The 24,422-nt window shown below is 41.3% G+C and carries 15 protein-coding genes; 9 read left to right on the forward strand and 6 right to left on the reverse strand.

Features of this window, described 5'->3' with window-relative positions:
- Window positions 1-36: 36 nt before the first annotated feature.
- From D1136_RS04800 to gltX, 4 genes are all read left to right on the forward strand, one after another.
- Window positions 37-1,251, forward strand: a complete 1,215-nt coding sequence (locus tag D1136_RS04800; protein ID WP_161876488.1) for a pyridoxal phosphate-dependent aminotransferase — start codon at window positions 37-39, stop codon at window positions 1,249-1,251.
- 137 nt (window positions 1,252-1,388) lie between these two features.
- Window positions 1,389-2,519, forward strand: coding sequence for a 1-acyl-sn-glycerol-3-phosphate acyltransferase (locus D1136_RS04805; RefSeq protein WP_161876489.1), 1,131 nt, complete (start codon window positions 1,389-1,391; stop codon window positions 2,517-2,519).
- A gap of 286 nt (window positions 2,520-2,805) precedes the next feature.
- The gene (locus tag D1136_RS04810) at window positions 2,806-3,066 is read left to right on the forward strand and encodes a hypothetical protein (protein ID WP_161876490.1); all 261 of its coding nucleotides are present in this window, start codon (window positions 2,806-2,808) and stop codon (window positions 3,064-3,066) included.
- Window positions 3,067-3,070: 4 nt separating this feature from the next.
- A complete protein-coding gene (gltX, locus tag D1136_RS04815) occupies window positions 3,071-4,591 on the forward strand; it encodes a glutamate--tRNA ligase (RefSeq protein ID WP_161876491.1) in 1,521 nt (506 codons plus the stop codon).
- Window positions 4,592-4,656: 65 nt separating this feature from the next.
- Here the strand turns inward: gltX and dusB are convergent, their stop codons facing one another.
- Complete coding sequence (gene dusB / locus D1136_RS04820; RefSeq protein WP_161876492.1) at window positions 4,657-5,637, reverse strand: tRNA dihydrouridine synthase DusB; 981 nt, start codon at window positions 5,635-5,637, stop codon at window positions 4,657-4,659.
- Between the two features lie 153 nt (window positions 5,638-5,790).
- Here dusB and D1136_RS04825 point away from each other — a divergent pair, with 153 nt between their 5' ends.
- Together D1136_RS04825 and D1136_RS04830 are read left to right on the forward strand one after the other, a co-directional pair.
- Window positions 5,791-6,312, forward strand: a complete 522-nt coding sequence (locus tag D1136_RS04825) for a hypothetical protein (protein WP_161876493.1) — start codon at window positions 5,791-5,793, stop codon at window positions 6,310-6,312.
- 59 nt (window positions 6,313-6,371) lie between these two features.
- Window positions 6,372-7,244 carry an outer membrane beta-barrel protein gene (locus D1136_RS04830; RefSeq protein WP_161876494.1) on the forward strand — a complete coding sequence of 291 codons (873 nt, stop codon included), beginning with the start codon at window positions 6,372-6,374 and terminating at the stop codon, window positions 7,242-7,244.
- A gap of 34 nt (window positions 7,245-7,278) precedes the next feature.
- Here the strand turns inward: D1136_RS04830 and D1136_RS04835 are convergent, their stop codons facing one another.
- The 4 genes from D1136_RS04835 to D1136_RS04850 form a co-directional block, all read right to left on the reverse strand.
- Window positions 7,279-8,316 carry a chorismate mutase gene (locus D1136_RS04835; protein WP_370461313.1) on the reverse strand — a complete coding sequence of 346 codons (1,038 nt, stop codon included), beginning with the start codon at window positions 8,314-8,316 and terminating at the stop codon, window positions 7,279-7,281.
- 85 nt (window positions 8,317-8,401) lie between these two features.
- Window positions 8,402-9,265, reverse strand: coding sequence for a prephenate dehydrogenase (locus D1136_RS04840; RefSeq protein WP_255491923.1), 864 nt, complete (start codon window positions 9,263-9,265; stop codon window positions 8,402-8,404).
- Window position 9,266: 1 nt separating this feature from the next.
- Window positions 9,267-10,460 carry a pyridoxal phosphate-dependent aminotransferase gene (locus tag D1136_RS04845; protein WP_161876497.1) on the reverse strand — a complete coding sequence of 398 codons (1,194 nt, stop codon included), beginning with the start codon at window positions 10,458-10,460 and terminating at the stop codon, window positions 9,267-9,269.
- A gap of 16 nt (window positions 10,461-10,476) precedes the next feature.
- Window positions 10,477-11,295 carry a prephenate dehydratase gene (locus tag D1136_RS04850; protein WP_161876498.1) on the reverse strand — a complete coding sequence of 273 codons (819 nt, stop codon included), beginning with the start codon at window positions 11,293-11,295 and terminating at the stop codon, window positions 10,477-10,479.
- A 540-nt stretch (window positions 11,296-11,835) separates the two neighbouring features.
- Between D1136_RS04850 and polA the strand changes: the two genes are divergently transcribed.
- A complete protein-coding gene (gene polA / locus D1136_RS04855; RefSeq protein WP_161876499.1) occupies window positions 11,836-14,526 on the forward strand; it encodes a DNA polymerase I in 2,691 nt (896 codons plus the stop codon).
- Between the two features lie 26 nt (window positions 14,527-14,552).
- On the opposite strand, the gene D1136_RS04860 is transcribed toward polA, so the two are convergent.
- Window positions 14,553-22,490 (reverse strand): PKD domain-containing protein, encoded by a 7,938-nt coding sequence (locus D1136_RS04860; protein WP_161876500.1) that lies wholly within the window; start codon window positions 22,488-22,490, stop codon window positions 14,553-14,555.
- A gap of 125 nt (window positions 22,491-22,615) precedes the next feature.
- Between D1136_RS04860 and D1136_RS04865 the strand changes: the two genes are divergently transcribed.
- Entirely contained in the window at window positions 22,616-23,680 is a 1,065-nt protein-coding gene (locus D1136_RS04865) for a PorP/SprF family type IX secretion system membrane protein (RefSeq protein ID WP_255491924.1), read from the forward strand.
- On the forward strand, window positions 23,646-24,398 hold the full coding sequence (locus D1136_RS04870; RefSeq protein WP_161876502.1) for a DUF4271 domain-containing protein: 753 nt from the start codon (window positions 23,646-23,648) through the stop codon (window positions 24,396-24,398). Before D1136_RS04865 ends, D1136_RS04870 begins: the two co-directional genes overlap by 35 nt.
- The last annotated feature ends 24 nt before the right edge of the window (window positions 24,399-24,422 follow it).

A 24,422-nucleotide genomic window follows, 5' to 3' on the forward strand; every position in this document is an offset into this window, starting at 1 on the left:
AGGGACATTTATATACTGAACCTTCAATTTTATTTTATGTTACAAATTTCAGAAAAAGGCAAACACATTCCTGCTTCTCCTATCCGGAAACTGGTTCCGTATGCCGATCAGGCAAAACTAAAAGGGATAAAAGTATATCATTTAAACATCGGCCAACCGGATATTCGGACTCCTCACCTCGCTCTTGAGGTTGTACGCCGAACCCGTTTATCCGTAATTGAATATACTCCCTCTGCAGGTAACCTTTCCCTGCGGCAAAAACTGGCCCATTACTATCAGAAACTGAATATCCCCGTTACCACAGAAGATATCCTGATTACTACCGGAGGTTCGGAAGCCATTCTTTTTGCATTTTTAAGTACTTTAAATGAAGGAGACGAACTCATCATTCCTGAACCTTATTATGCCAATTACACTGCTTTTGCCACAATGGTCGGAGTCAAAATTAAAAGTGTAACGGCAAAAATAGAAAACAACTTCGCCCTTCCTCCCATCAGCGAATTTGAAAAACAAATCACTCCACGAACCAAAGGGATTGTAATTATCAATCCCAATAATCCTACCGGTTACCTTTATTCTCAAAAAGAGTTGGAGGACTTGGCGAATATTGTAAAAAAATACGACTTGTATCTCTATTCGGATGAGGTGTACAGACGATATTGTTATGATGGTCTGAAACACTATTCTGTTATGAATCTGGCCGGCATAGAACAAAACACCATCCTTTTTGACTCTATGTCCAAAAGATACAGCGAATGCGGAATCCGTATCGGAGCAATCATCACCCGCAACAAAGCTGTTTTAGAAGCAGCACTAAAATTCGGCATGGCTCGTCTTTGTCCGCCAGCACTCGGCCAGATTGCCGCAGAAGCTTCCCTCGACACATCAGAAGAATATTTCACCAGTGTATACCAGGAATACATTCAGAGAAGGAATTACATGGTTGAAACCTTAAATGAAATGCCTGGTGTCGTTTGTCCTATGCCCAAAGGAGCTTTCTATTCTATTGTCCGGCTACCGGTAGATGATGCAGAAAAATTTTCCCGATGGCTTCTGGAAGAATTCAGTTACGAAGGAGAAACCGTTATGTTGGCACCGGCAAGCGGATTTTACCATTCCCCCGGTCTGGGTAAAAACGAAGTACGCATAGCCTATGTCCTTAAAATCAGTGAACTAAAGAAAGCAATGAAAATATTAGCAATAGCCTTAAAAGAATATCCAGGCAGAATAAACGAAAATCATTCCCATTAAAACAAACATACAGAACAAGTTAAACTACATTTAACGGAAGTTTTAGCCATTAGCTTTCAGCTTTTAGCTTTATAGTTTTATCTTTGTGGCAAAATAGGGAAGTGTGCCCGCAATAACAGCAATAAAAAAACAAAATCATGACATCGGATTCTGAATTTGATCATATCAGACCATATTGTGGCAAAGAAATGGAAGCAGCCAGGGATCGGCTCTGCCAATCCGCAGAATTTTTAACTCTGTTTTCTCAATTGACAAGACTGGAGAAAGGCACAATCATTGATTCTTTAAAAAGCATCCGGACAAGAAATGAATTTCAGCAACAATTTTTCGGTCCGGCAATCCAATTGCTGATGGCAAGCACGACAGATGGGGTTACGGTAGAAGGCATGGATCTGGTGCGTCCCGATACCTCCTATCTTTTCATGTCCAATCATCGGGATATTATCCTGGATTCTGCCATCCTTAACGTATTGTTGCGGCAACACTCCAACAAATATACCCGGGCAGCTATCGGTAGTAATCTACTGATTAACGAATGGGTCACCGACTTAGTCAAACTAAATTCCTGTTTTGTCATTGAACGAGATATAACGGTGAGGGAAATGCTCACCAGTTCAGCAATCCGTTCCCGATATATCCGGGAAGTCATACATGAAAATGAAGACTCTGTATGGATAGCCCAGCGTGAAGGGAGAACCAAAGACGGAAATGACCGCACCCAGCAGAGCCTTCTGAAAATGTTGAAAATGAGCGGTCCTGCCAATTTTGTAGATAATTTTAAAGAACTGCATATTATGCCTCTTTCCATTTCTTATGAATGGGAACCTTGCGATGCTTTAAAAACTTCGGAATTATATACCAAAACCGTCGGAGAATACATCAAAACTCCGGAAGCTGACATGAACAGTATGCTTACAGGCCTCAGTGATTATAAAGGACGTGTGCATTTCCACATGGACCATATCACCGAAGAAGAGTGGGCACAAATATCCCCTCTTTCCAGCAACGGAGAAAGAATTCAAGCATTAGCAGACCTGATTGACTCAAAAATATATAAGAATTTCAAATTATGGCCTAACAATTATATTGCTTACGACCTTTTGCATTCAGGAAATAAGTTTGTCCAATATTACACTCCTGAGGAAAAACAAAAATTTATTCAGGTAATGACTACTAAAATGGATAAATTGGAAGGCAATATATCCCTTTTGAATAATATATTCTTAGAAATTTATGCAAATCCTGTAAAAAATAAATTAAATTTATAATCCTTGCATACATCAGAGCGAACGAACTGTTAAAAAATGAACAGACACACCGTTCGCCGTAAAAAATCCCTATATACAGAAAATTAAAAATGATAAAACTACATTCTATGAAAATTATCCGGCTACTTATTATACTGACGGCATTCCTGATTATGATTTCAAGTGCTTTTTCCTTATACGCTCCCGGTGACAGGACATCCGTATATCTCAACATAGCTGCAATGGCGTGCCTTATTGGAATTATTACACTTTTAAACTTCCAGAACAAGGATAAAAATAACCGCTGATGTATAAGGTCAAACGTACAATTTATGTAGACAACCAAGCCATCGATATATGGCTGGGCTTAGTCAGTAAAACCAAAAATGGTAAAAACGGGAAATATACAGTATATCTGCTCACAGATACTCCTACAAATCCCTTAAACCATGCAGAACCCATCCTCAGTAATATCACTTCTAAAGACACAGCCATAAAAAAAGGAATAGAGTACGTCAAAACATTATTCCACGATATTTTAAATCAATCATCAGAAGAAAATAAATAAAGCAATGGAAAGAAAAGTCAGAGTAAGATTTGCTCCCAGTCCGACAGGGGCACTTCACCTCGGAGGAGTCCGGACAGCCCTGTTTAATTACTTATTTGCCCGCCATTACGGGGGAGATTTTCTTTTAAGAATTGAAGATACCGACCAAACCAGATATGTGCCGGGAGCAGAAGAATATATCATAGAATCTTTAAAATGGTGTGGTCTAAAAGTGGATGAAGGAGTCGGAGCCGGCGGAGAATATGGCCCTTATCGTCAAAGTGAACGTAAAGCAATTTATAAAGCCTATGCAGAACAACTGATAGCTTCCGGAAATGCTTACTATTCTTTTGATACAGCCGAAGAATTGGATGCCTTGCGCAAAGCATGCGAAGAGCAAGGAGAAACATTTATTTACAATGCCCGGAGTAGGAAAAAACTCAAAAATTCTTTAAACCTATCTCCCGAAGAAGTAGAAAAACTACTGAATAACGGAACTTCTTACGTCATTCGTTTTAAAATGCCGGAAAATGAAGAACTCTGTCTGCATGATGTCATCCGGGGAGAAGTTCATTTCAACAGTTCCTTATTGGATGACAAAGTGCTTTACAAATCCGATGGTATGCCCACTTATCATCTGGCGAATATTGTCGACGACCATTTAATGAAAATCACTCACGTTATCCGCGGAGAGGAGTGGCTTCCTTCCTTGCCTTTACATGTATTACTTTACAAAGCTTTCGGCTGGGAAGATACAATGCCCGTATTTGCCCACCTTCCCCTAATCCTTAAACCTGTCGGTAATGGCAAGTTGAGTAAGCGCGACGGCAATAAAATGGGGTTCCCGGTATTCCCCATGGAATTTACAGATCCCGCCACTGGAGAAAAATGGCACGGATATAAAGAAGACGGTTATTTTCCGGAAGCTTTTATCAATATGTTAGCTCTTTTAGGCTGGAATCCGGGGACTGAACAGGAAATTTTCAGTATGCAAGAACTCTGTGAACTGTTTACATTAGACAGAGTAAAGAAATCGGGAGCCAAATTTGACCCGGAAAAAACCAAATGGTTTAACCACAAATACCTGGTAGCTAAATCAGATGCAGAATTAGCAACTTTAGTCGGCGAAACGCTGACTGCCGAGCAATTGGAATTCAATCGTTCCAAAGTAGAAAGAATCTGCGGACTGATGAAAGAACGGTATAATTTTGTGAAAGACCTATACGAAGACTGCCGGTTTTTCTTTGTTGCTCCTACGGAATACAATGAAAAAGACTGTAAAAAATATTGGAAAGACGATGCTCCTGTTTTAATGAAAGAATTACTGGAACTCTTAAAATCCATTAATGACTATTCATTCCAAAATACGGAAAAAGTGATTTCCGCCTGGATTACGGAAAAACAACTGGGCTTCGGAAAAGTCATGAATCCTTTCCGGGTAGCGATTGTAGGAGCTGCCAAAGGACCGCATATGTTTGATGTCATTGAAATTATAGGCAAAGAAGAAACCATTCGTCGTATGGAAAAAGCTATTGCAACATTATAATGGCATAGAAACATCACAAATAAAAATCTCCTTTAACAAGACTGTTTAAAGGAGATTTTTTATGTTCAAATCTCTGCATAACGCTCCCGGATTTCATCGAAAACCTTCCATAACTCCTCAACAGAAGGAGCTTGCAACATTCGGATTCTCAGTTCCCGGAAATGAGGTAATCCTTTAAACATAGCAGCCATATGGCGCCGCATATGCAATAATCCACGAACCTCATCAATCCAATCCACCGAAAGCAAAATCTGTTCTTTAATCACTTCAATCTGCTCTGCAACAGATAAGTCCGGCAATATCTCTCCCGTAGCAAAATAATGCTTTATTTGTTGAAAAATCCAGGGACGACCGATGGTAGCCCTTCCGATCATCACCCCATCCACTCCGTATTTATCAAAAGCCTCCTTTGCCTTCTGCGGAGAAGTAATATCTCCGTTACCGAGAATCGGAATCCGGATCCTCGGATTATTTTTTACACGGGCTATAGGCTCCCAGTCAGCCTCACCCGTATACATCTGAGCCCTTGTTCGGCCATGAATAGCCAAAGCCTGAATACCCACATCCTGTAAACGTTCTGCAATATCTTCAATAAGAATATGTTCGCTATCCCACCCCAAACGAGTTTTGGCCGTCACCGGAATCCGGACAGCACGGACAATTTCTTTTGCCATCTCAACCATTAAAGGAACATCCCGCAACAATCCGGCTCCTGCTCCTTTCTGGGCAACCCTCTTCACAGGACAACCAAAATTAATATCTATAAAATCCGGCTGCACTTGCTCCACAATCCGGGCCGCTTCCACCATTGAATCTACATAGCGTCCATAAATCTGGATGGTCACAGGACGCTCACATTCGTCTATAGTCAGCTTCTTTAACGATTTATTGACAGAACGTACCAAAGCATCCGCAGAAACAAACTCCGAATACAACCAATCAGCTCCATATTTTTTACAGAATTTTCTGAACGGCGGATTCGTAACATCCTCCATCGGAGCTAATATCAAAGGACGTTCGCCCATTTCCTTTCCGGCAACTTTCATCCAAATACAAATTACTTCTACACACTAAACTCAGATTATCAGAGAAGTATTTATACTATTTATATTTTATACTCTACAGATATTCTAAAATTCTTATAAATTTACCACAAAAATAACAGAAAGCCCTATCAATCACAAATAATTCAATATCTCATGATGCCATTACTCCGACTGCTCTTCCTCTTAACCGCTTTCTTTCCCGGTTCAATCCCATGGGAACGCATCACCACAGACCAAATCTCTTTTCTTTTCCCCAATCATCCGCAAAAACTGGAGAAATTAATCAACAACATACCTTCAACCATTTATCAAACCAAAGATTTAACCTGTGTTCTGGGCGTTGTCTGTTCCGACATCTCCGTCACAGGTATTTCTATTACTCCGGAAAATATCCCGCCGCTATATGAAGAATTCAAGAAAGGAAGTTTGCTTCGGGAAACTGCTAAATTAAAAAATGAAACAAACATACCCTCCGATAGCATATTTATTAAAGAAATTGAATATACTATTATAAAAGAAAATCATGAAATGACATACTTTAAAAGATTTATCTTCAAGAATAAATATATTTTTCAAATCTCGATAGGCGGCCGTTCCCGCCATCGGGATATTATCGAAGCAGAGAAAGATATTTTTTTCAATTCCATCTCTTTCCCTTCTTCTGATAAAGAGTAAAATAAAGCTTCAGCTTTTCGTTATGATTCAATTCTAAAATCAACCAAAACAATAAAATCATGAAATCAGATTTAATACTTCTCTGTATTCTGTTCAGTTTATCGCTATCTGCACAAAACAACGATGTGACTAAAGATACTTTAAGGCACAACGAATCCGCAACAATTATTCTCCGGCATCAGAAAACAACACCTCAAGACACTTCCATCTATCAAAAAGAAAATCAGGATAAAAAAGAACTTACGGCATCAGAACTTTTTATGCTTGGAAAAAAAGCTTCTCCCAATAGATATTATTCATCTTTCAAAGGACATTGGAGCGGATTCCAGTATGGATTTGTAAATTTTACTCATATTCCTTCTCCTTGGGAAGATTTAGAATTGGATTGGTGTCGTTCATTTGCAATGCAATTTAATCTGTTCAAATATGACATTAATCTTTCCTGTCGTGACAACTTAGGGTTATTGACCGGTTTAGGGTTGGAATATCAGAGACTTCGGTTTAATAAAGATGATATTTCCATCACGAAACAAGATGGAGATTTAATCATGTATCATCCGACCGAACACGACAACAATATCGGATCTGTCCGTCGCAGTTGTTTCAAAACACTTTACCTAACTATCCCGCTTTTAATGGAAGTTCAATTCCCCGCCAGAAATAAAAAACGTATGTATGTTTCCGCAGGCTTTATGGGAGGTTTCCGGATGCATTCCAAAACAAAAATTGTTTATAAAGACGAAGAAGGAGAAAAACATAAAAAGAAAGAGAAAGGAAACTTCAACATGATACCCTTCAAAGCAGATGCTATCGCAAGAATAGGTTACCACCATGTGAACGTATGGGGCAGCTATACACTGACCAATATGTTCAAATCCGGCGACACCCCCAAATTACATGCTTATACTGTAGGGCTTGGCCTCTCTTTCTGAAAAATAAAGGAGTGTCTTGCGACACTCCTTTTGATTATTCATTCATAATTTTGGTCTGACGGTCAATAGAAGCCTGATGAATAGCCTTGAATATCTTTTCCAGAAACTCATTATCCAAACCTTTTTGATTTCCCTTCTCAAACACTTTACCCAAGATGGTGTCCCAACGCCCCGGCTGTAATATCGTAATATTATTTTGCTTCTTGTATTTTCCGATTTCATCAGACACCCTCATCCGGCTTGCCAATAACTCCAGCAAATCATTATCAAGCACATCTATCCTGGCCCGCAATTCATCAATATTTTCTTTATATTCCACATTTTCCGAATCAATATCCCGAATCACCAACTTATCCAATATTTCGGACAAAGCCATCGGAGTAACTTGTTGTGCAGCATCACTCAAAGCAATTTCCGGGCAAATATGAGACTCCACAATCAAACCGTCAAACCCCAAATCCATAGCCTGTTGGGAAATCTCCTGTATATATTCCCGCTTACCGGAGATATGACTCGGATCGCAAATCATTAACATTTCGGGAAAACGTCTCTTAATCTCAATCGGCAGCTGCCATTGCGGTACATTCCTGTACTTCGTTTTCCCATAAGTAGAAAATCCCCGGTGTATCACACCCATTTTTTTCAAACCCGCCATATTTAAACGTTCCAGCGCTCCAATCCACAATTCCACATCCGGATTCACAGGATTTTTTACCAGTACCGGAATATCTGTACCCTTTAAAGCATCAGCAATTTCTTGCATCGCAAAAGGATTGGCAGTCGTCCGGGCACCAATCCACAACATATCCATTCCGGCCTTTAAAGCTTCGTAAACATGTTTTACATTCGCAACTTCAGTAGAAATTTTCATTCCCAACTCCCGTTGAACCCGCTGCATCCATGACAAACCTTCCGAACCGACACCTTCAAAACAATTAGGACGGGTACGCGGTTTCCATATTCCCGCACGTAACACTTCCACTCCGGCATTCTTCAAAGCTTTCGCGGTTTCAAAAATTTGCTGTTCACTTTCCGCACTGCATGGCCCGGCAATAATAACCGGCTTTCTCATATCAGAAAACAGTCCCCATTTTTCCGTCTGGATTAAATCTAATTTTGTAGCTGTCATACTTTTTATCGTTTTATGTGTTTTATTTCTACCGGATAATTCTCTTTATCTTATTCGCCTTATGAATCAATTTTTTTATCCCCTCCTCATCATACTCTTCAATATGGTGCTTAAACTCTTGCAATTTCTCCATATAAGTATCCAGAACCGTTAATACATTCTCTTTATTCTGAGAAAAAATAGGAGCCCACATATCAGCATTACTCTTAGCCAAACGCACCGTGGAAGAAAATCCCCCGGAAGCCAGGTCAAAAATATTCTTTTCATTTTTCTCCTTCTCCAAAACTGTTAACGCCAACGCAAAAGAAGTAATATGAGAAATATGAGAAACATAAGCCGTATGTACATCATGATGGGCCGCACGCATAAAAATGATCCGCATATTCAAACAATCATACATCTGCTTTATCAATTCCACTGCCCGGATATCCGAATCTTCCGCATTACAGATAATTCCCGCCCGGCCATCGAATAAACCGGGCAAAGCAGCCCAGGGACCTGAATATTCAGTTCCCGCCATAGGATGGGCTGCTACAAAATTTTTCCGGTTCGGATGGTACCGGACCAGATCGTTAATTTTTTCTTTTGTGGAACAAACATCGGTTACCACCTGACGGTCCACCTTATCCAAAATATCGGGAATAATCCGGATTGCAGCACTTACCGGTACAGCAACCACAATAATATCACTGGTGGCAACACATGTTTCATAATCCACAATTTCATCCACCAATCCCAGTTCCTGTGCCGCCGCCGCATGCAAAGCATCCTGTTCCACACCGACTACCCGGTCGGCAAATCCCCTTTTTTTCAAATCCACAGCCATAGAACCGCCAATCAGACCTATTCCTATAATTCCTACTTGCATATCTTCCCTATTTAATTTCAGCATACTAACAAAATGACCCGTGTTTAAAAGGAGATAACCGCAAAGCTTTCCGAATCCGGTTTAAAGCTTCCGATAAAACTTCTTGTGTCGCACACAAGGAAATTCTGATATAATGTTCCCCATTGCTTCCAAAAATAAATCCGGGAGTGATGAATACCCTGGCTTCCTGCAAAATATAATCCGATAACTCTTCCCCGTTTTTCCAGCAATCACTAACTCTTCCCCATAGAAACATACCTCCGCTGTTTTTATCATATTTCACTTCCAATAAATCAAAAATCTCTCCGGCCAGTCTCTGCCTCTTGCGGTATTCGGCATTCAATTGGAAGTACCAATCCTTCCCCTGGGATAATGCAACGGTAGCAGCCAATTGCAAAGGTTTAAACATACCCGAATCCATATTACTCTTTACTTTCAGGACATTGGCTATTATATCAGCCTCCCCGGCTATCATTCCGATACGCCATCCCGACATATTATGGGCTTTACTCAAAGAGTTCAACTCCACACAACACTCCTTCGCCCCGGGAACACTGAGAATGCTCAATTGTTCTTCATTCAAAATAAAACTATAAGGATTATCATTACAAATCAAAATACCATGTTTTAATCCGAATGCAACCAAACGTTCATACAATTGCCTGTCAGCTCTGGCACCTGTAGGCATATTGGGATAATTCGTCCACATCATTTTAACACCGGATAAATCCATCGCTTCCAATTGCCCGAAATCGGGAAACCAACCGTTTTCCTCTTTTAAATCGTAAGGAATAATTTCTGCTTCAGCCAGCAAGGAAGCAGAAGAATAAGTCGGATAACCCGGATTGGGAACCAATACTTTGTCCCCTCTATTCAAAAAAGCCAGCGACAACAACAGAATTCCTTCTTTAGAACCCGCCAGCGGCTGAATTTCTGTAAACGGATTCAGCTCCACATCATAATACTTTTTATACCAATCAGCAAACCCCTCCCTCAGCGAAGCAATTCCTTTATAGCTCTGGTAGGCATGATTCGCAGGATTCCGAGCCTCTTTAATCAAAGCAAGGATAGCTTCTTCGGGAGGCATACGGTCCGGAGCTCCGATACCCAAATTAATCACCGGTATGCCCTGCCGGTTCATGGCTTCAATCTCCTGCAACTTCCTGGAGAAATAATACTCACTAACACAATTCGTCCGGTTGGCGGGTTTAATAATCATAATATTTATATTTTTATCAACAATAACTTTTATACTCTCCCATAACGGTAATGTTTTCCAATAAAGGCTTTACTGCATTTATGGCTTCCCGGTAATGCCCGTAATCTTCAAATTTCAGATCCACATAGAAAAAATACTGCCATTCCCGGCCGGGAATAGGTAATGACTGTATTTTCGTCAGATTCAGGTCATAGTAAGTAAAGATTGAAAGCACTTGTGACAAACTTCCTTTTTTGTGTGGAAGAGTAAAGCAAATAGACGACTTATCCCTGTCCTTTTCAGGTACATCAATATGTTCGTCCAGAATCAGAAAACGAGTATAATTCTGTTTATGGGTTTCTATACTGGCCTGTAAAACCTCCAAACCAAAAAGTTCTGCAGCCAATCCGGAAGCAATCGCTCCGGTATGCTTCAATCCCCGGATTGCAATATCCGCCGCACTTTTTGCCGTATCTTCCGATTCCACCAAACGAATATGCGGATATTGTTTAAAAAATTCCCGGGTCTGGGCAATAGCCATATAATGGGAATGTACTTCCCGAATATCCTCTATCCGTTGTCCGGGCAAAGCCATCAAATTTTGTTGAATACGCAGGAACACCTCCCCTTTAATCGGACAACCGTATTTATGAAGTAACGAATAATTCGGCAATAATCCTCCGGCTACGGTATTTTCAATAGCCATAACCGCCCCGTTCGCTTTTTGCTGCTCTAAACTCAGAAACAGATCCTCAAAACTCAGGCATTCACAAACTTCAATCTGATTCCCGTAAAACAAACGCGCAGCCTGCTCGTGAAAACATCCGTGTACACCTTGAATTGCAATTTTTGTCATCTTTTTTTCGTTTTTATTCTCAAAAAAACCCCGGACATCAAGCCGGGGTTCATATATATTATCATACAGATTCAGGACAAAATATACAGCCACCGGCTACTTCTTCTAAAATAAAAGTAGAAATAAAAATAAAACCAGTTGCTAAATCGAAAATATTTCTCCATCATATCGTCATAAAAAAAAGCCCTGAAATTTTCAGGGCTTACTTATCATATTTTTTTATTCATCATACGGAAGCCCTTTACTTTCTGCTAAAAAAGTAGAAATAAAAGTAATATGCATTCCAAAATGATTTCATTTCTTTCAATTTTATGGCCTCAAAGATACAAACAAAACATTCCCTTCCAAATATCAAAAGCCGTTTTTTATGGGAAATATTGATTTTTTTTCAATAATCACCCAAAATGTTTAAAATAACACACACCTATAAATTTACCGGTATATTTTACCTCATATCCGCATAATGTTATTCTTTGGAATTCATTCGCTTTTTACACGGTTTTCCTGTAAATTTGCCACTAAAACATCACAAAATACAATATGCCTGATTCCAAAACTTTATTTCTGCTGGACGCTTATGCGCTCATATACCGCTCGTATTATGCTTTTATCAATAATCCCCGGATTACCACAACAGGTATCAATACTTCTGCTACTTTCGGTTTTTGTAATTTTCTGGTTGAACTGCTGGAACTGGAAAAACCCACCCACATTGCAGTAGTTTTCGACCCGGCAGGTCCAACCTTCCGCCATGAAATGTACGCGCCCTATAAAGCCCAGCGTCCGCCCATGCCTGAAGACTTGAGGAAATCAGTTCCTTACATAAAAAATATCATTGAAGGATTAGGCATTTCGTGCATTGACGCCCCCGGCTACGAAGCCGATGACCTCATTGGCACCCTGGCCAAAAAAGCTGAAAAAGAGGGTTATACCGTTTATATGATCACGCCTGATAAAGATTACGCCCAGTTAGTCAGTGAAAAAGTCTTTATGTATAAACCGGGACGCTCCGGAAATAAATCAGAAGTCTGGGGTATCGCAGAAGTTCTGGATCACTTTGGTATAGAACGGGTGGACCAGGTGGTTGATATATTAGGCTTAATGGGCGATACTGCCGACAATGTGCCCGGATGCTCCGGTATCGGTCCGAAAAGTGCAGCCTCACTGGTTTATAAATATGGCGACATTGATGGTATTTATACCCACATCGATGAACTGAAAGGCAAACAGCGTCAAAACTTGCTGGACTGCCAGCCTACAGTTCAACTTTCCCGCACATTGGTTACCATTTGCACAGAAGTACCCACCGATATTGTTCCGGACAACCTGGAAAAAAAGCCCTTGGATGTGAAAGTATTGGAACCGATTTTCAAGGAACTTGAATTATTTTCTTTGGTCCGGAGAGTTCTGAACACCGAATCCGAAGAAGACATTGCTACTGAATTGCCTGATATCAAGGTAATTTATACCGACCGCAGTCAGGACATCCCAGCCCTTATCAAAGAATTGAAAGACTCGGACCTATTTGCTCTGTATACAGAACTCCAGGCAGATTCCTTGTATGAGTCCTGGCCCTCCCGTCTTTGTTTCGGGACCAAACCTCATGAAGTAAATTATATCTGTCTTCCGGGACTTCCGGAAAAAGCATTGGAAATACTTCTCCAATTTAAACCGGTATTTGAAGACAGTTCCAAAACGTTGATTTCCGAAGATGTAAAAAATAACATAATCTGGTTGAAAAGGGCCGGCATTGCCGTACGAAACACAATCTTTGATGTTAAAATCGCCCATTATGTATTACACCCGGACATGTCTCACGACCTCAACCGAATTGCCCTGGAATACCTGAACTATAAACTGGCGGGCAACAAAGTAAAGGAAGAACAGCAATTGAGCCTGCAATTTGATGAAGAATTACCGGAGGAAAACGATTTTGCAGAAAACACCAATATCATTTTCCAATTGTATGAAAAACTGCGTGATGAACTTCAACAGACCGGTTTACTTACCCTTTACAACAATATTGAAATGCCTCTGGTATTTGTACTGGCAGATATGGAATACGAAGGAGTAAGTATCGATTGTGACGAACTGAAAAACATTACCCAGGAACTTAACGGAAAGATTTATGTCATTGAAAAAGAAATTTATGATTTAGCCGGCCAGGTATTTAATATCAGTTCCCCGAAACAATTGGGGGAAATCCTGTTTGATAAACTGAAAATCGACAGTACCCATAAAAAAACCAAATCAGGACAATACAGTACTTCGGAACAAGTATTGGCCAAATTGGAAGAGGAACATCCCATAATCACCAAAATATTAGATTACAGAGGATTAAAGAAACTGGTGTCTACCTATACAGAAACTTTACCCACCTTTATAGACCGGGGAACAGGAAAAATCCATACCCATTTCAACCAGGCCGAAGCTGCTACGGGACGCCTGAGTAGTCTGAATCCCAATTTACAGAACATCCCCATCCGTACTGAAGAAGGACGTAAAATCCGAAAAGCTTTCGTGACCGGAGATAAAGATTATGTATTCTTTTCTGCAGATTATTCACAGGTAGAACTCCGTCTAATGGCCCACCTGAGTCAGGACAAGGAATTGATCAATGCCTTCAATCATGGAATAGATGTCCATACTGCTACGGCTTCTAAAATTTACCATGTTCCTCTCGAAGAAGTGACCAGCGAAATGCGACGCCGGGCGAAAACGGCCAATTTTGGTATTATTTACGGCATTTCCGCCTGGGGACTTGCCGAACGTCTCCACATCAGCCGGAAAGAAGGCAAGGAACTAATAGACGGCTATTTCAAGCTCTATCCCGACGTAAAAAAATACATGGAAGAATCCGTCGAAAAAGCCCGGAAAAAAGAGTACGTAGAAACCATTATGGGGAGACGTCGTTATCTCCGCGATATAAACTCACGGAATGCAGTAATCCGGGGAATGGCCGAACGCAACGCCATCAATGCCCCCATTCAGGGTTCCGCTGCAGACATCATCAAAATGGCTATGATTTGCATCAACAAACGCATCCGGGAAGAAGGCCTTTTGTCACGAATGATCATTCAGGTACATGACGAATTGAATTTCAAATGTCACAAATCTGAACAACATCTCCTTCAAAGTTTAGTCACCAATTGTATGGAACAGGTAGTAAAACTCTCCGTTCCTTTGACTGTAAGCACAGGATTCGGAGAAAACTGGTATGAGGCCCATTAAAATTACTTTTCAGGGCCTTTTATCTGCTACCGGATAAGAATGACATATCCTTTCTTATGCCCGTTCTCTCCGGTCCACACCGAACCGTCAATAAAAATGGCATTTGCTTCCCAAGTATATAATCTTCCCGGCAAAGGCTCCCCTTTAAAGGTTCCATCCCAAGCTTCTGCCGGATGTCCTTCCGACAACTTATCCGAACTCCAGACGCAAGTCCCGGATTGGTCGTATACCTTTATTTCATAAGATAGCAATCCGATTCCTTTAGGCTGGAAAAGGGCCACACCCGGATTTTCCACCACTCCCGCTCCCGGAGCAAAAGCATTGGGGATAAACAATCCCTTTACGGCATCCACCGACACTCTGTCTATCACGGAATCACAACATCCATAAGGAGTACAAACCAGTAAACGGACTCCGTATTGCCCATTATTATCAAAATAATGTTCCGGCTCATCCACACCCGCTATTTCTGACCCATCTCCAAAACTCCAGAAGGATTCCAATTTCATATTTGAAAAACCATAGCTATCTACAAAAGAATGGTTTTTAAACCGAATGCTCCCGTTCTTCACATTCGGCAATGTACTCAAGTCAAGACGTCCATCCAGTTCTTCCGGAATAAACTGCCCGTCTTCATACGAGAAATCCGCAACAGGAAGGGGATAAACCTTCACTGTTTTCTCCAAAGAATCAGCACACCCGGCAGCATTAGCCACAACAGCTTTCAATCTATAAATGCCAGGCTCATCATAAACATAGGAAAAAGTGTCCTGTTCCCATACACTTCCGTCTCCCAACTCCCAACGGACCTGCTCTCCATATACAGAAACATTCAGCAAATCCACCGGAACACCCAAACATACGGCACTATCCACCCTGATATCAGGTTGCACCTGATGCCCCGATACCACTTGCCGGACAGCCTTCGTCCGGCAACCATTTTCATGATGCACAGCCAGTAGCTCAATCCGAATCTCTCCAAACTCATTGTTCAATTTCAGGCTATCGGGATTTTCCATTCTGGAAAACGGAGTCCGGTCATTATAAGACCACTCATAGGAAAACAATTGAGGGCTCTTTGTCTGATTCCTTAAACCGATACTCAAATTACCATCCGAGGAACAAAACTGACCCGCAGAAACCTCAAAAGCAGGCTCCGGACTTTCCATCACCGTAATCACTTTGAAAGCAGTATCTATACAACCTTCCGGTGAAGTCAATCGCAACAAAACCGGATAAACGCCCGGTTCGCCGAAAAGGACTTGTTGAACTACCGGGTCTGTGGATGTCCCTGCATTCTGAAAATCCCAGAATATCTGTTCATCTCCTTCTCCGCCCCGGGAAAATTGTTCTATTACATGCGGATGACATCCTTCCGAAGCACCTTGCATTTCAATAAAAGCATCAGGGGTCTGATTCACTTTCAACATCAACACCGGAGCAGTCACAGGACAATTCCCTTCCGAAAGGGCATTAGCCGTTAAAGTCACAGGATACGTCCCTCTGTGTCTATAAACTTTCCTCACAGAATCCATCCCTTTCTGAACCTCTCCATCTCCCAAATCCCATTCAAAACCAGTGAAACGCTCTCTGACATCAGTCCTTACTTTCATCGTTACTTCCTGATTGCTGCAATAAGGTTCTTCACTAATGGAAAAAGCAAGAGAGCGGTCGCCCAATATCCGAACAGGAACGACATCAGAAGTATCCGAATTACAACGGTCCGTCATAACCAGAAAAACCGGGTAAGTACCGGGAACATCAAACCGGTGTGAGAATTCCTCTTTATTCTCACGCAGAGGGGTATCTGAATCAAAATACCACCAGGCCTGAACATCTTCAGCAAAACCAAAAGATTGATTTTTAAAAACAATCTCATTCCCGAAACACACCCTGGTATCACTCAAGGTAAGTTCCGTACTAATCACACTCGGCAAAAGAGACACGGAATCTTTATATATCTCCTTATGACAACTGTTGGCAGCTGTCAAAGTAACCGCATATTTCCTCACCCGAGTGTCCGGGTTATGGTATGAATGATAGACAGGGAAAGGATAAAATTCAGTAAATACTTGATCCTTAGTCCCATCTCCCCAGGAAAAAGTATAACTATCCGCATCTCCTTCCGTACGGTTGGAAAAACCTTTGTTCAACTGTTTCCCTTCACAGCCTTCTTTATCCGGACTAATCACAAATCGCGGCGACAACAAAGAAATCACTTTTACTTCCTTCGTAAACTGAGATGTTCCCGCTTTATTCGTCACCTGAAGTGTGATATGATATACCGAATCTTTATAATCAGGAGGATATACAAGGTTCGCAGGAACTGTATCTACCGAGGTATACCCATTCCCCAGATTCCAATAAAAATCCAGGTTCTCGCCAGTAGAAACATTTTTCAGTTCAACCTCTCCGCTACAAGGATCAAAACGTGTAACTTCAAATTCGGCCCGGGGCTTACCGACAACTTTCAATGTATGCGTCTTCGCAGCACGGCAGCCATTGATATCCGTCACAGTCAACGTAACATCAGCAAACAAGGAAGATACCCCTTTACAGTCATAACGACGCACATACACGCCTCCTTCATCGCGCACCTCTGTTCCATATCCGTGGAAATCCCAGCCATAAGAAACCGTACCAGGGGTTATATTCGTAAAATGCACTTCATTTCCGTCACCTACAATAGAATCCGGAACACTCACAAAATCAGTCTGTGGCAATGAATGTACCGTCATCTGTTTTTCTAAAAAGCGCGGACACTTCCCATTCAAAGTAACCGTCAATCGGACACGGTGCTCTCCCGCTTCAGAAAAAGTTTTCCGGAAAGAACTCCATTCCCGGGAAACCTCCGCACCATCCAATGCCCAAACGGCTGAACCTCCCGAAGGACAATCTTCTGCCACCTGCCGAATCTCCAGTTCCTCTCCGATACAGCTCACAGCAGGAATAGTAAACTCAGGCAAATCTGCCTTCAAGACATGAACCTCCACCTGAGTTGAAATCTCAGGACAAACAGAAAGCCCCTTCACTTTCAAAAGCAAATTCCGGCGTCCGGACGTTTCTCCGGGAAAATATTGTGAAGTCAACGTATTCGCATCCTTTAGCTCTCCGGCACTTCCGTTCAAGGCCCACTGGATGCTTTGATAATCGGATACCGACACAATGTCGGATGAAAACCGTAAACTGTCTCCCTGGCACATTTCTGCCTGCAAACTACCTGAAATGGAAGGAAGCTGTTGTACAGTGACACACATTTCGTTCGATAATATCTTATCCTTACAAGGCAACTGAGGTGTAATTTCTGCCACTATGCGGATTTTTCCGTCCACGACATCTTCCGTTTTATAGTGATAGGTAACTTCAGACTCTGCAGCAGTCACTTGAAAAACACGTCCATTTGCCTTCCAGGCAATAGATTGCATTTGTGAAGACTTGGCAAAACCAAAGGTAAGCTCTCCATTCTCACACATCAAAGTGTCCCGCAATACCAAAACAGGTTTTTCCAGAATATCGAATTCCTTAGTAATGGTTTCGACAGGTAAACACCCATGCGGAGGGGTAATCAGCATAGACAGGGCAGCTTTCCCTGTTCCGGTAGCCGTAAATTTCGGTTTTTTCAAATCCGACTGGTCCACCGTACCTCCTTGTGCCAGCCACGAAAAACTCTTACATCGCGAATCCAACGTAACTTGCTCCACCTCAAACTCACCCCCTTCACATACAGTCGAGGGAACCTCAAAACTCCCGTTCATCGGGGTCAGCTTCGTAATATAAATCGTATCTCCGATATCCTCCCATTTCTTACAAGTACCAAAGTCGGGAGTTACAATTAACCTGGCCTCAGTCACCCCCTCCTGTAAAGTAAATTCCGGGAAATCACCGCTCAATCCGATACTCCGGTTCGCCACCATATTCAACATAGTACAATTGGCCTCACTGAAATTTTCTCCGGCAATCCAATCCCGTTTATACACATACTTCTGTTCGTCCACACAAAGGGTATCATGTGATATTTCATGTCCCCGTCCATCTTGTAAATGGAAACGGGGTTTCCGGTATAAATGCACCGTACCGGCAGCAGATGTCCGATATTCCGCCGAAACACCATCATAAAGTGTAAACACTTTGGAAACATCCAGTTTCAATGTAGTTACCGGGTCTACAACTCCTGCCTGATATTGAAGCTGGCCAAAACTATTCACAAACTGACCATTTCCATCCGGCGTACTCCAACTCAAACGCAAAAAACCATCTTCCCCTTTTATCTGATAACCAGTATCTACCCTAACGCTACTCCCGTCACAAAGATCAAAGTCACTCATACTCACTACAGGAGGCATCACACCACAGACAATCACCCGGGATTCTATTTCCGGACACCCTTTCAATCCCCGGAATTTTACGTTAAAATTAGCTGTATAATTTTCCTCATCGTAAGGCAAGCCCAAATAAAATCTTCCACTGACAAAACTGGCATTCATCCCTCCGTCACCGGCCCAATCCCAGGTAATGTCCGCACTATTCGCTTCACCGGCATTCGCAACTCCGCTCCGGAAAGTCCGTATATCATCTATGACCAAAGTACGGCCACTTTCCTCACCTGCTTTCAAATATAAAGTGTCCGGAAATATATTCTTAGCAGGCTTATTCACTTTCAGAAAAACAGTATCCGTCAATACCTTCCCGGTCTGGCTTAAATCATACTGATTCCATCCTTTCACTTCTATTTTTACCGTATCTGCCTTCCAGGCATCCGTACCTGGCACATATTTCACCAGTTCTCCCACAGTCCCTGTCAGGCTACCCAAAGAGAGCCCGTTTTTATCCGGTAAAAGAGTCCACTTCAAAGTGGACGGATTAATAAATTTACCGGAGGTTTTGCCTTGGTCAGGCCCCCACAATAAATATCCGGGGTCATTGACACATATTGTATCCGAATGCGCCCATAACTGCTCCCGGGACAAATATACCACCAAAGTATCTCTTAGCATCTCTTTGCACGCACTGGAACCAGATAACTCAAACTCCAAAAAATCTTTTTGATGGTCCCTTTCCTGCAACAGATAGGACATCTCCATATTATGCCCCAAAACCTGATTCCCCGTTTTATCCAATAAAGTCCAGGTAATCCGTTGGTCCTTAATATCTGCCGTATCAATTGTATAAGTCAGACCGTTCTTTTTCAATTCATACCGGTCATTATCCCCTCCCCGGAGGGTATCACTTCCCCTTATTTCCAGTAAAGGTTTCCATACTTTCAAAGCCAGCGTATCGAACACCATACAATCGCCGAAGCCCGGAGTAACCCTTTTATTTTTACCTTCATAAATCAAACGTACCGTATCTTTGCTTTCCCGGTTCAATTCCACGTCTTTCTTCACCTTCACCGACTGAGACACATCATAAATCAAGTGATAGACATCCACCTGTTCCTGATAAATTTTCAAATCAATATCCGGATTTGTATACCCGTTAAACGACTGAATAAAAGGAGTTGTATAATCACTGCTACCCAATGTGACATCAGCGCATTTCTCCAGATTTTTCTGTTTCAAAACCAAGTCCGGCTTTTCAACAGGCAAGAACACCACTTTATCTTCCCGGCGACATCCTTTCGAACTATAAGAAACCAATTGTAAGGAATCTTCCTGAACAGCACTCAAAAGCCACGAACGGTTAAAAGCATCCGGATAATCCCGGACTACAGCCTCTTCATTAAATTTCCATTCCACATAACTGAAACCGGGATTTTCATTCTGAAATAATTGTTTCGCCTCCAAAGTCAGAAAATCTTCACAGTGCCAAACCGTATCCTTGTAAAAAGAACCGTCAGGAGGTGATACAATAGCCAGAGAATCTTTAAGTTCCTGTAAACAGGACGGATTTTTAGTATTCCAAATCTGATAATATTCACAAATTCGATTGGAAGGATGATTATACTTCACTCTGCCAACCCGGGGAATATCGCCTCCTTCCGTAGAAGCTAATATTGCATCATACCCCAGTGACACCAAAGAACCGTTCACTTCCACATCCCTTTGCCACAATCCCCTCACCGAGTAATGTTGAGGCATATTCCCCACCCAATAATACTCATACTCCACTCCCACACATAAAGAATCATTCTTTTCGACGGAATCCCTCCACAGCGAAACCTGGGGAACAACATCCGTATACAATTCAAGTTCTTCGGGCAAACTCCAGCCACAGTAATTCCGGGCCCTTAAGCGGATATAATTTTTATGATCGCCCAAAGAATCAAAGGCATATTGCCGGAGCACCCCCAACTCCTGATACAAGGTATCTACACGAGATTTTTTTTCAAAATACCACCCGATAGAATCCACCTCAAACATCCGTTCATCCATATCAATTTCAGGCAGCGTATAAACATATTCCCCGCAAGACCGGAAAGGCTCCGTCTTTGTAACCCCCAATTGGGTCCAAAGAACATCTTGCGGCAAAAGCGGCACATCACCGATACTCACCGCATGGGAGTATTCAACAGGATCCCCACAATAATTACTCCGGCTCACGGTTACCTCATAAGCCCCCAATTCATAAAGCCGGAATTGTAATCTGGTAGAATCACACCCCATCGTACTAGCCTCAAAAACACTATAAGGATTCCCGTCTTTATAACAAATGATTTCCGGTGCATTTCTTAATTTAACCGTATCGGTTTTCCCCTCAAACGTGCGTAAAATACTAAAATCATATGCAGGAGATGCGTCCCAGGCAAACCTAAAACTGCGATCCATTATGGTGATCACCACCCCCTCATCCGGAACTCCGCAAAACCGGTCTTCTTTACACTCAAAGGTATTTTTGCCGTTCTGATATACTTTTATCAACTGTTTTTTTTCCGTCCATCTTAAATCTTCCGTAGAAAGGAAAGTCCGTCCACAGACATTCTCCGCCACCATTTCTATCTTATAGAAACCAGGATAATTAAAAAGCATATCAACCGTATCTACCATAGATTTATCAGAAGTGACATTCACCCAATCGGTTTGATTAACCGAGTCTTTCCGGTAATATTGTACATCAAAATTGTAGCGTTCTCTGTACATCGGTGAGCCGTCCGCATAAGCAAACTTAATATTCCTCAACGAATCAAATTTCATCGGTTCAAATTCACTTCCGGTACATAATTCCAGATATTGAAACGGATAATCCCGAGATTCGTCTTTTAATGTATCCTTATAATGAAATATTTCATGTAAATCGGGTTTACTGTAAACATATACCTTTCGGGCTTCTGTTGAACCTCGTTTAACAAAACGGGAATCTTCATTCTCCTTGTAGGTCATATTGACCTGAATCATGGCTCCGAAATTTCCGGTCGGCTCGTAAAATACCACATACACGGAATCCGTAATATTTTGTGTAGCCGGAAATGAACCCCACAACCGGTCTGTGACAGGGGCCATACATTGCACCTCTACCGAATATTGTGTCCCTTTGGGATTAATTTCATGATTATGGATGCGCACCAAAAAAGTGTCCGCCCCATCTTCCATACAACCGTTTCTCCCTTCAATGGTTATTGAACCGGATAGATCCCGATTGAAAATAATCCGGCACTGTTGGTAATCCGGCAACATGTCCGGATGTCCGGAAGGGTCATTTTCATAAAAATTTATCATGAGATCATACATCCCCTCGGCATACTTATGCGTGGGAAGGCTTATCGGATTCCCGTCAAACTTGAAAAACGGAGACTTCTGCTCCTCTCCGTCAACAGTCCGGTCACCCCACACCACCTGAATATAATTATATTTTGCCAGTTCTCCGGTCTTTTCGGGAATATCCGGAACATATTCAAAAGTATCGCGGCTACCTGAAGAATATTGATAATTGACTATCCATGTTGTATCTATGCCGGAAACAGTGTCCGCCCATCCCCTTTCCGACAAACAAAACAAAATAGATAAACAAAAAAATATTTTTATTTTCATTTCCGCTGAGAATAAAGTATATACTAACCGCTAAAATGTTGCAAGTTTACATGTTTTTGTGAAAAACTTGTTAATAAGTCCTATTTTTTTTCTATCATTGCGATAAATTTCAATCCATCTTTTGTATGAAATCTCCTGTTAAAAATAGAATTTTATTCTATTTTTTGATTTTCATGGCCCATCAAACAGCTATGGCTCAGGATTATACTTTTTCTCAGTTTTGGGAAAACCGCACACATTACAATCCCTCTTTCACCGGCTTAGGAGAAGGAGAACTGAATACTTTACTCACCTATCAGAAATTATGGCCAAAATTTCCCGGAAATTTTTCAACACTCTTTTTTTCAGCAGACCTGAAAACTTACAATAACTACGGTTTCGGTCTATTTGTGATTTCCGGTGACGAAGGAGGAGGTTTCATCAAATCCACGGGAGCAGGCCTTTCTTATTCCTGGAGAGGTTATTTCAATAAAGAAAAGGGCATTTACTTTCAATTGGGCATCCGGGGAAGCTATCAGGATAAAAGACTGGATTTTAATCAATACATTTATTCCGGCAATCTGCATGAAATTTACGGCAACATTTTCCCCGTGACCCGGCCGATGGAAGTCAATGAAAAACAAAACTATTGGGATTTCAGCACCGGTTTTATGGTACATCTTCCCTGGGAACGTCATTACCGGGAATTTATGCATAACTACATCGGTTTTTCCATCCATCATTTCACCCGGCCGAAAAATAACTTTATGGAAATAAAACAAAAAATTCCCATGAAGCTAAGTTTACAATGGGCGGGCTTTATACGTACATCCTTATATAGCCTGGACAAAAAAAGCAATCTTTACGTATGTCCCGGATTATTATTTGAGAATCAAGGAAACAAACTAATGTCGGCATCTTCATTCAACAACTTTATAATAGGCAGCGACCTTTATACCGATCCGGTATTCGGAGGGGTCTGGTACAGCTCGCAGCTTCTGAACAGTTCAAGTGAAAATTACAAGGCCATTATTTTTAAAATAGGCCTGAAATTTACTTCTGCCAACAAAAAATTAACTTATCGTCTGGCTTATTCCTACGACATGTCTTTGGGAAATTTAGCAAATTCAATGGAAGGATCGCACGAAATCAGCCTTAATATTATTTATAAATTCAATGCAAAATACAAATACAACATATTTTCTTTCTAAGCAAGGCCGAAGTCTTTGTCCCCTGAACGAATTCCAGACCGATACTTTCGAAATCCGTTCTTCCCAGGCTCCGTCGCTGCCTGCTACTTATTTAAGAAAAAATGAGAACTTGTGGGGAGATTTTATCTACACCATTCTTTTTCTTATCATCTTTGCCTTTATTCGTCTAAGGGGCAAAGACCTGCTCTCCAATCTGCTTCACATCCTCATCAAAAGAAAAAAAAGTGAAATCATTCTGAATGAAGGAATTGCTTCCAACCTGATTTGCTATATTCTTGCCTTAGCACTATCCTTTTCAGCTATTTCGATAGGCATTACCTTTATCACCTGGAATGTTTTCTTTTCTCCTTCCACTTTTTATATTTTCACCGGATTATTTTTCTATCATTTTTTCTTGCTTCTTCTTATCCGTATATTGGGATGGACTTTTAACTCAAAAGGAACTGCCGATGAATTTATAGTGAATTTGTGGACTTACAATATCTTTCTGGGACTGTTTATCTCCCCTTTCATTATCTCCATTTTCTTTGTGCAAGCCTTTGCAGTAATCCCCTTACTCAAAATTGTTATATTTAGTTCGTTAATATTTATAATAGTTAAAATCATCCGGGAAGTAGAAATATTATTCTCACACAGAGTTTCAATTTTGTATATGTTTTTGTACCTTTGTGGCTTTGAAATAATGCCTCTTCTTGTATTATACAAAATGGTGGCTTAAAATGGGTATTAATTTAAAACTCTA

The sequence above is a fragment of the Odoribacter sp. Z80 genome (assembly GCF_009935865.1).
Classification (GTDB): Bacteria; Bacteroidota; Bacteroidia; order Bacteroidales; family Marinifilaceae; genus Odoribacter.

Bases quoted from the DNA above. Each gene is read 5' to 3' on its own strand.
- D1136_RS04800 (WP_161876488.1), top strand. From the start codon at position 37: ATGTTACAAATTTCAGAAAAAGGCAAACACATTCCTGCTTCTCCTATC.
- D1136_RS04805 (WP_161876489.1), top strand. From the start codon at position 1,389: ATGACATCGGATTCTGAATTTGATCATATCAGACCATATTGTGGCAAA.
- D1136_RS04810 (WP_161876490.1), top strand. From the start codon at position 2,806: ATGTATAAGGTCAAACGTACAATTTATGTAGACAACCAAGCCATCGAT.
- gltX (WP_161876491.1), top strand. From the start codon at position 3,071: ATGGAAAGAAAAGTCAGAGTAAGATTTGCTCCCAGTCCGACAGGGGCA.
- dusB (WP_161876492.1), bottom strand. From the start codon at position 5,637: ATGAAAGTTGCCGGAAAGGAAATGGGCGAACGTCCTTTGATATTAGCT.
- D1136_RS04825 (WP_161876493.1), top strand. From the start codon at position 5,791: ATGATGCCATTACTCCGACTGCTCTTCCTCTTAACCGCTTTCTTTCCC.
- D1136_RS04830 (WP_161876494.1), top strand. From the start codon at position 6,372: ATGAAATCAGATTTAATACTTCTCTGTATTCTGTTCAGTTTATCGCTA.
- D1136_RS04835 (WP_370461313.1), bottom strand. From the start codon at position 8,316: ATGAGAAAGCCGGTTATTATTGCCGGGCCATGCAGTGCGGAAAGTGAA.
- D1136_RS04840 (WP_255491923.1), bottom strand. From the start codon at position 9,265: ATGCTGAAATTAAATAGGGAAGATATGCAAGTAGGAATTATAGGAATA.
- D1136_RS04845 (WP_161876497.1), bottom strand. From the start codon at position 10,460: ATGATTATTAAACCCGCCAACCGGACGAATTGTGTTAGTGAGTATTAT.
- D1136_RS04850 (WP_161876498.1), bottom strand. From the start codon at position 11,295: ATGACAAAAATTGCAATTCAAGGTGTACACGGATGTTTTCACGAGCAG.
- polA (WP_161876499.1), top strand. From the start codon at position 11,836: ATGCCTGATTCCAAAACTTTATTTCTGCTGGACGCTTATGCGCTCATA.
- D1136_RS04860 (WP_161876500.1), bottom strand. From the start codon at position 22,490: ATGAAAATAAAAATATTTTTTTGTTTATCTATTTTGTTTTGTTTGTCG.
- D1136_RS04865 (WP_255491924.1), top strand. From the start codon at position 22,616: ATGAAATCTCCTGTTAAAAATAGAATTTTATTCTATTTTTTGATTTTC.
- D1136_RS04870 (WP_161876502.1), top strand. From the start codon at position 23,646: ATGCAAAATACAAATACAACATATTTTCTTTCTAAGCAAGGCCGAAGT.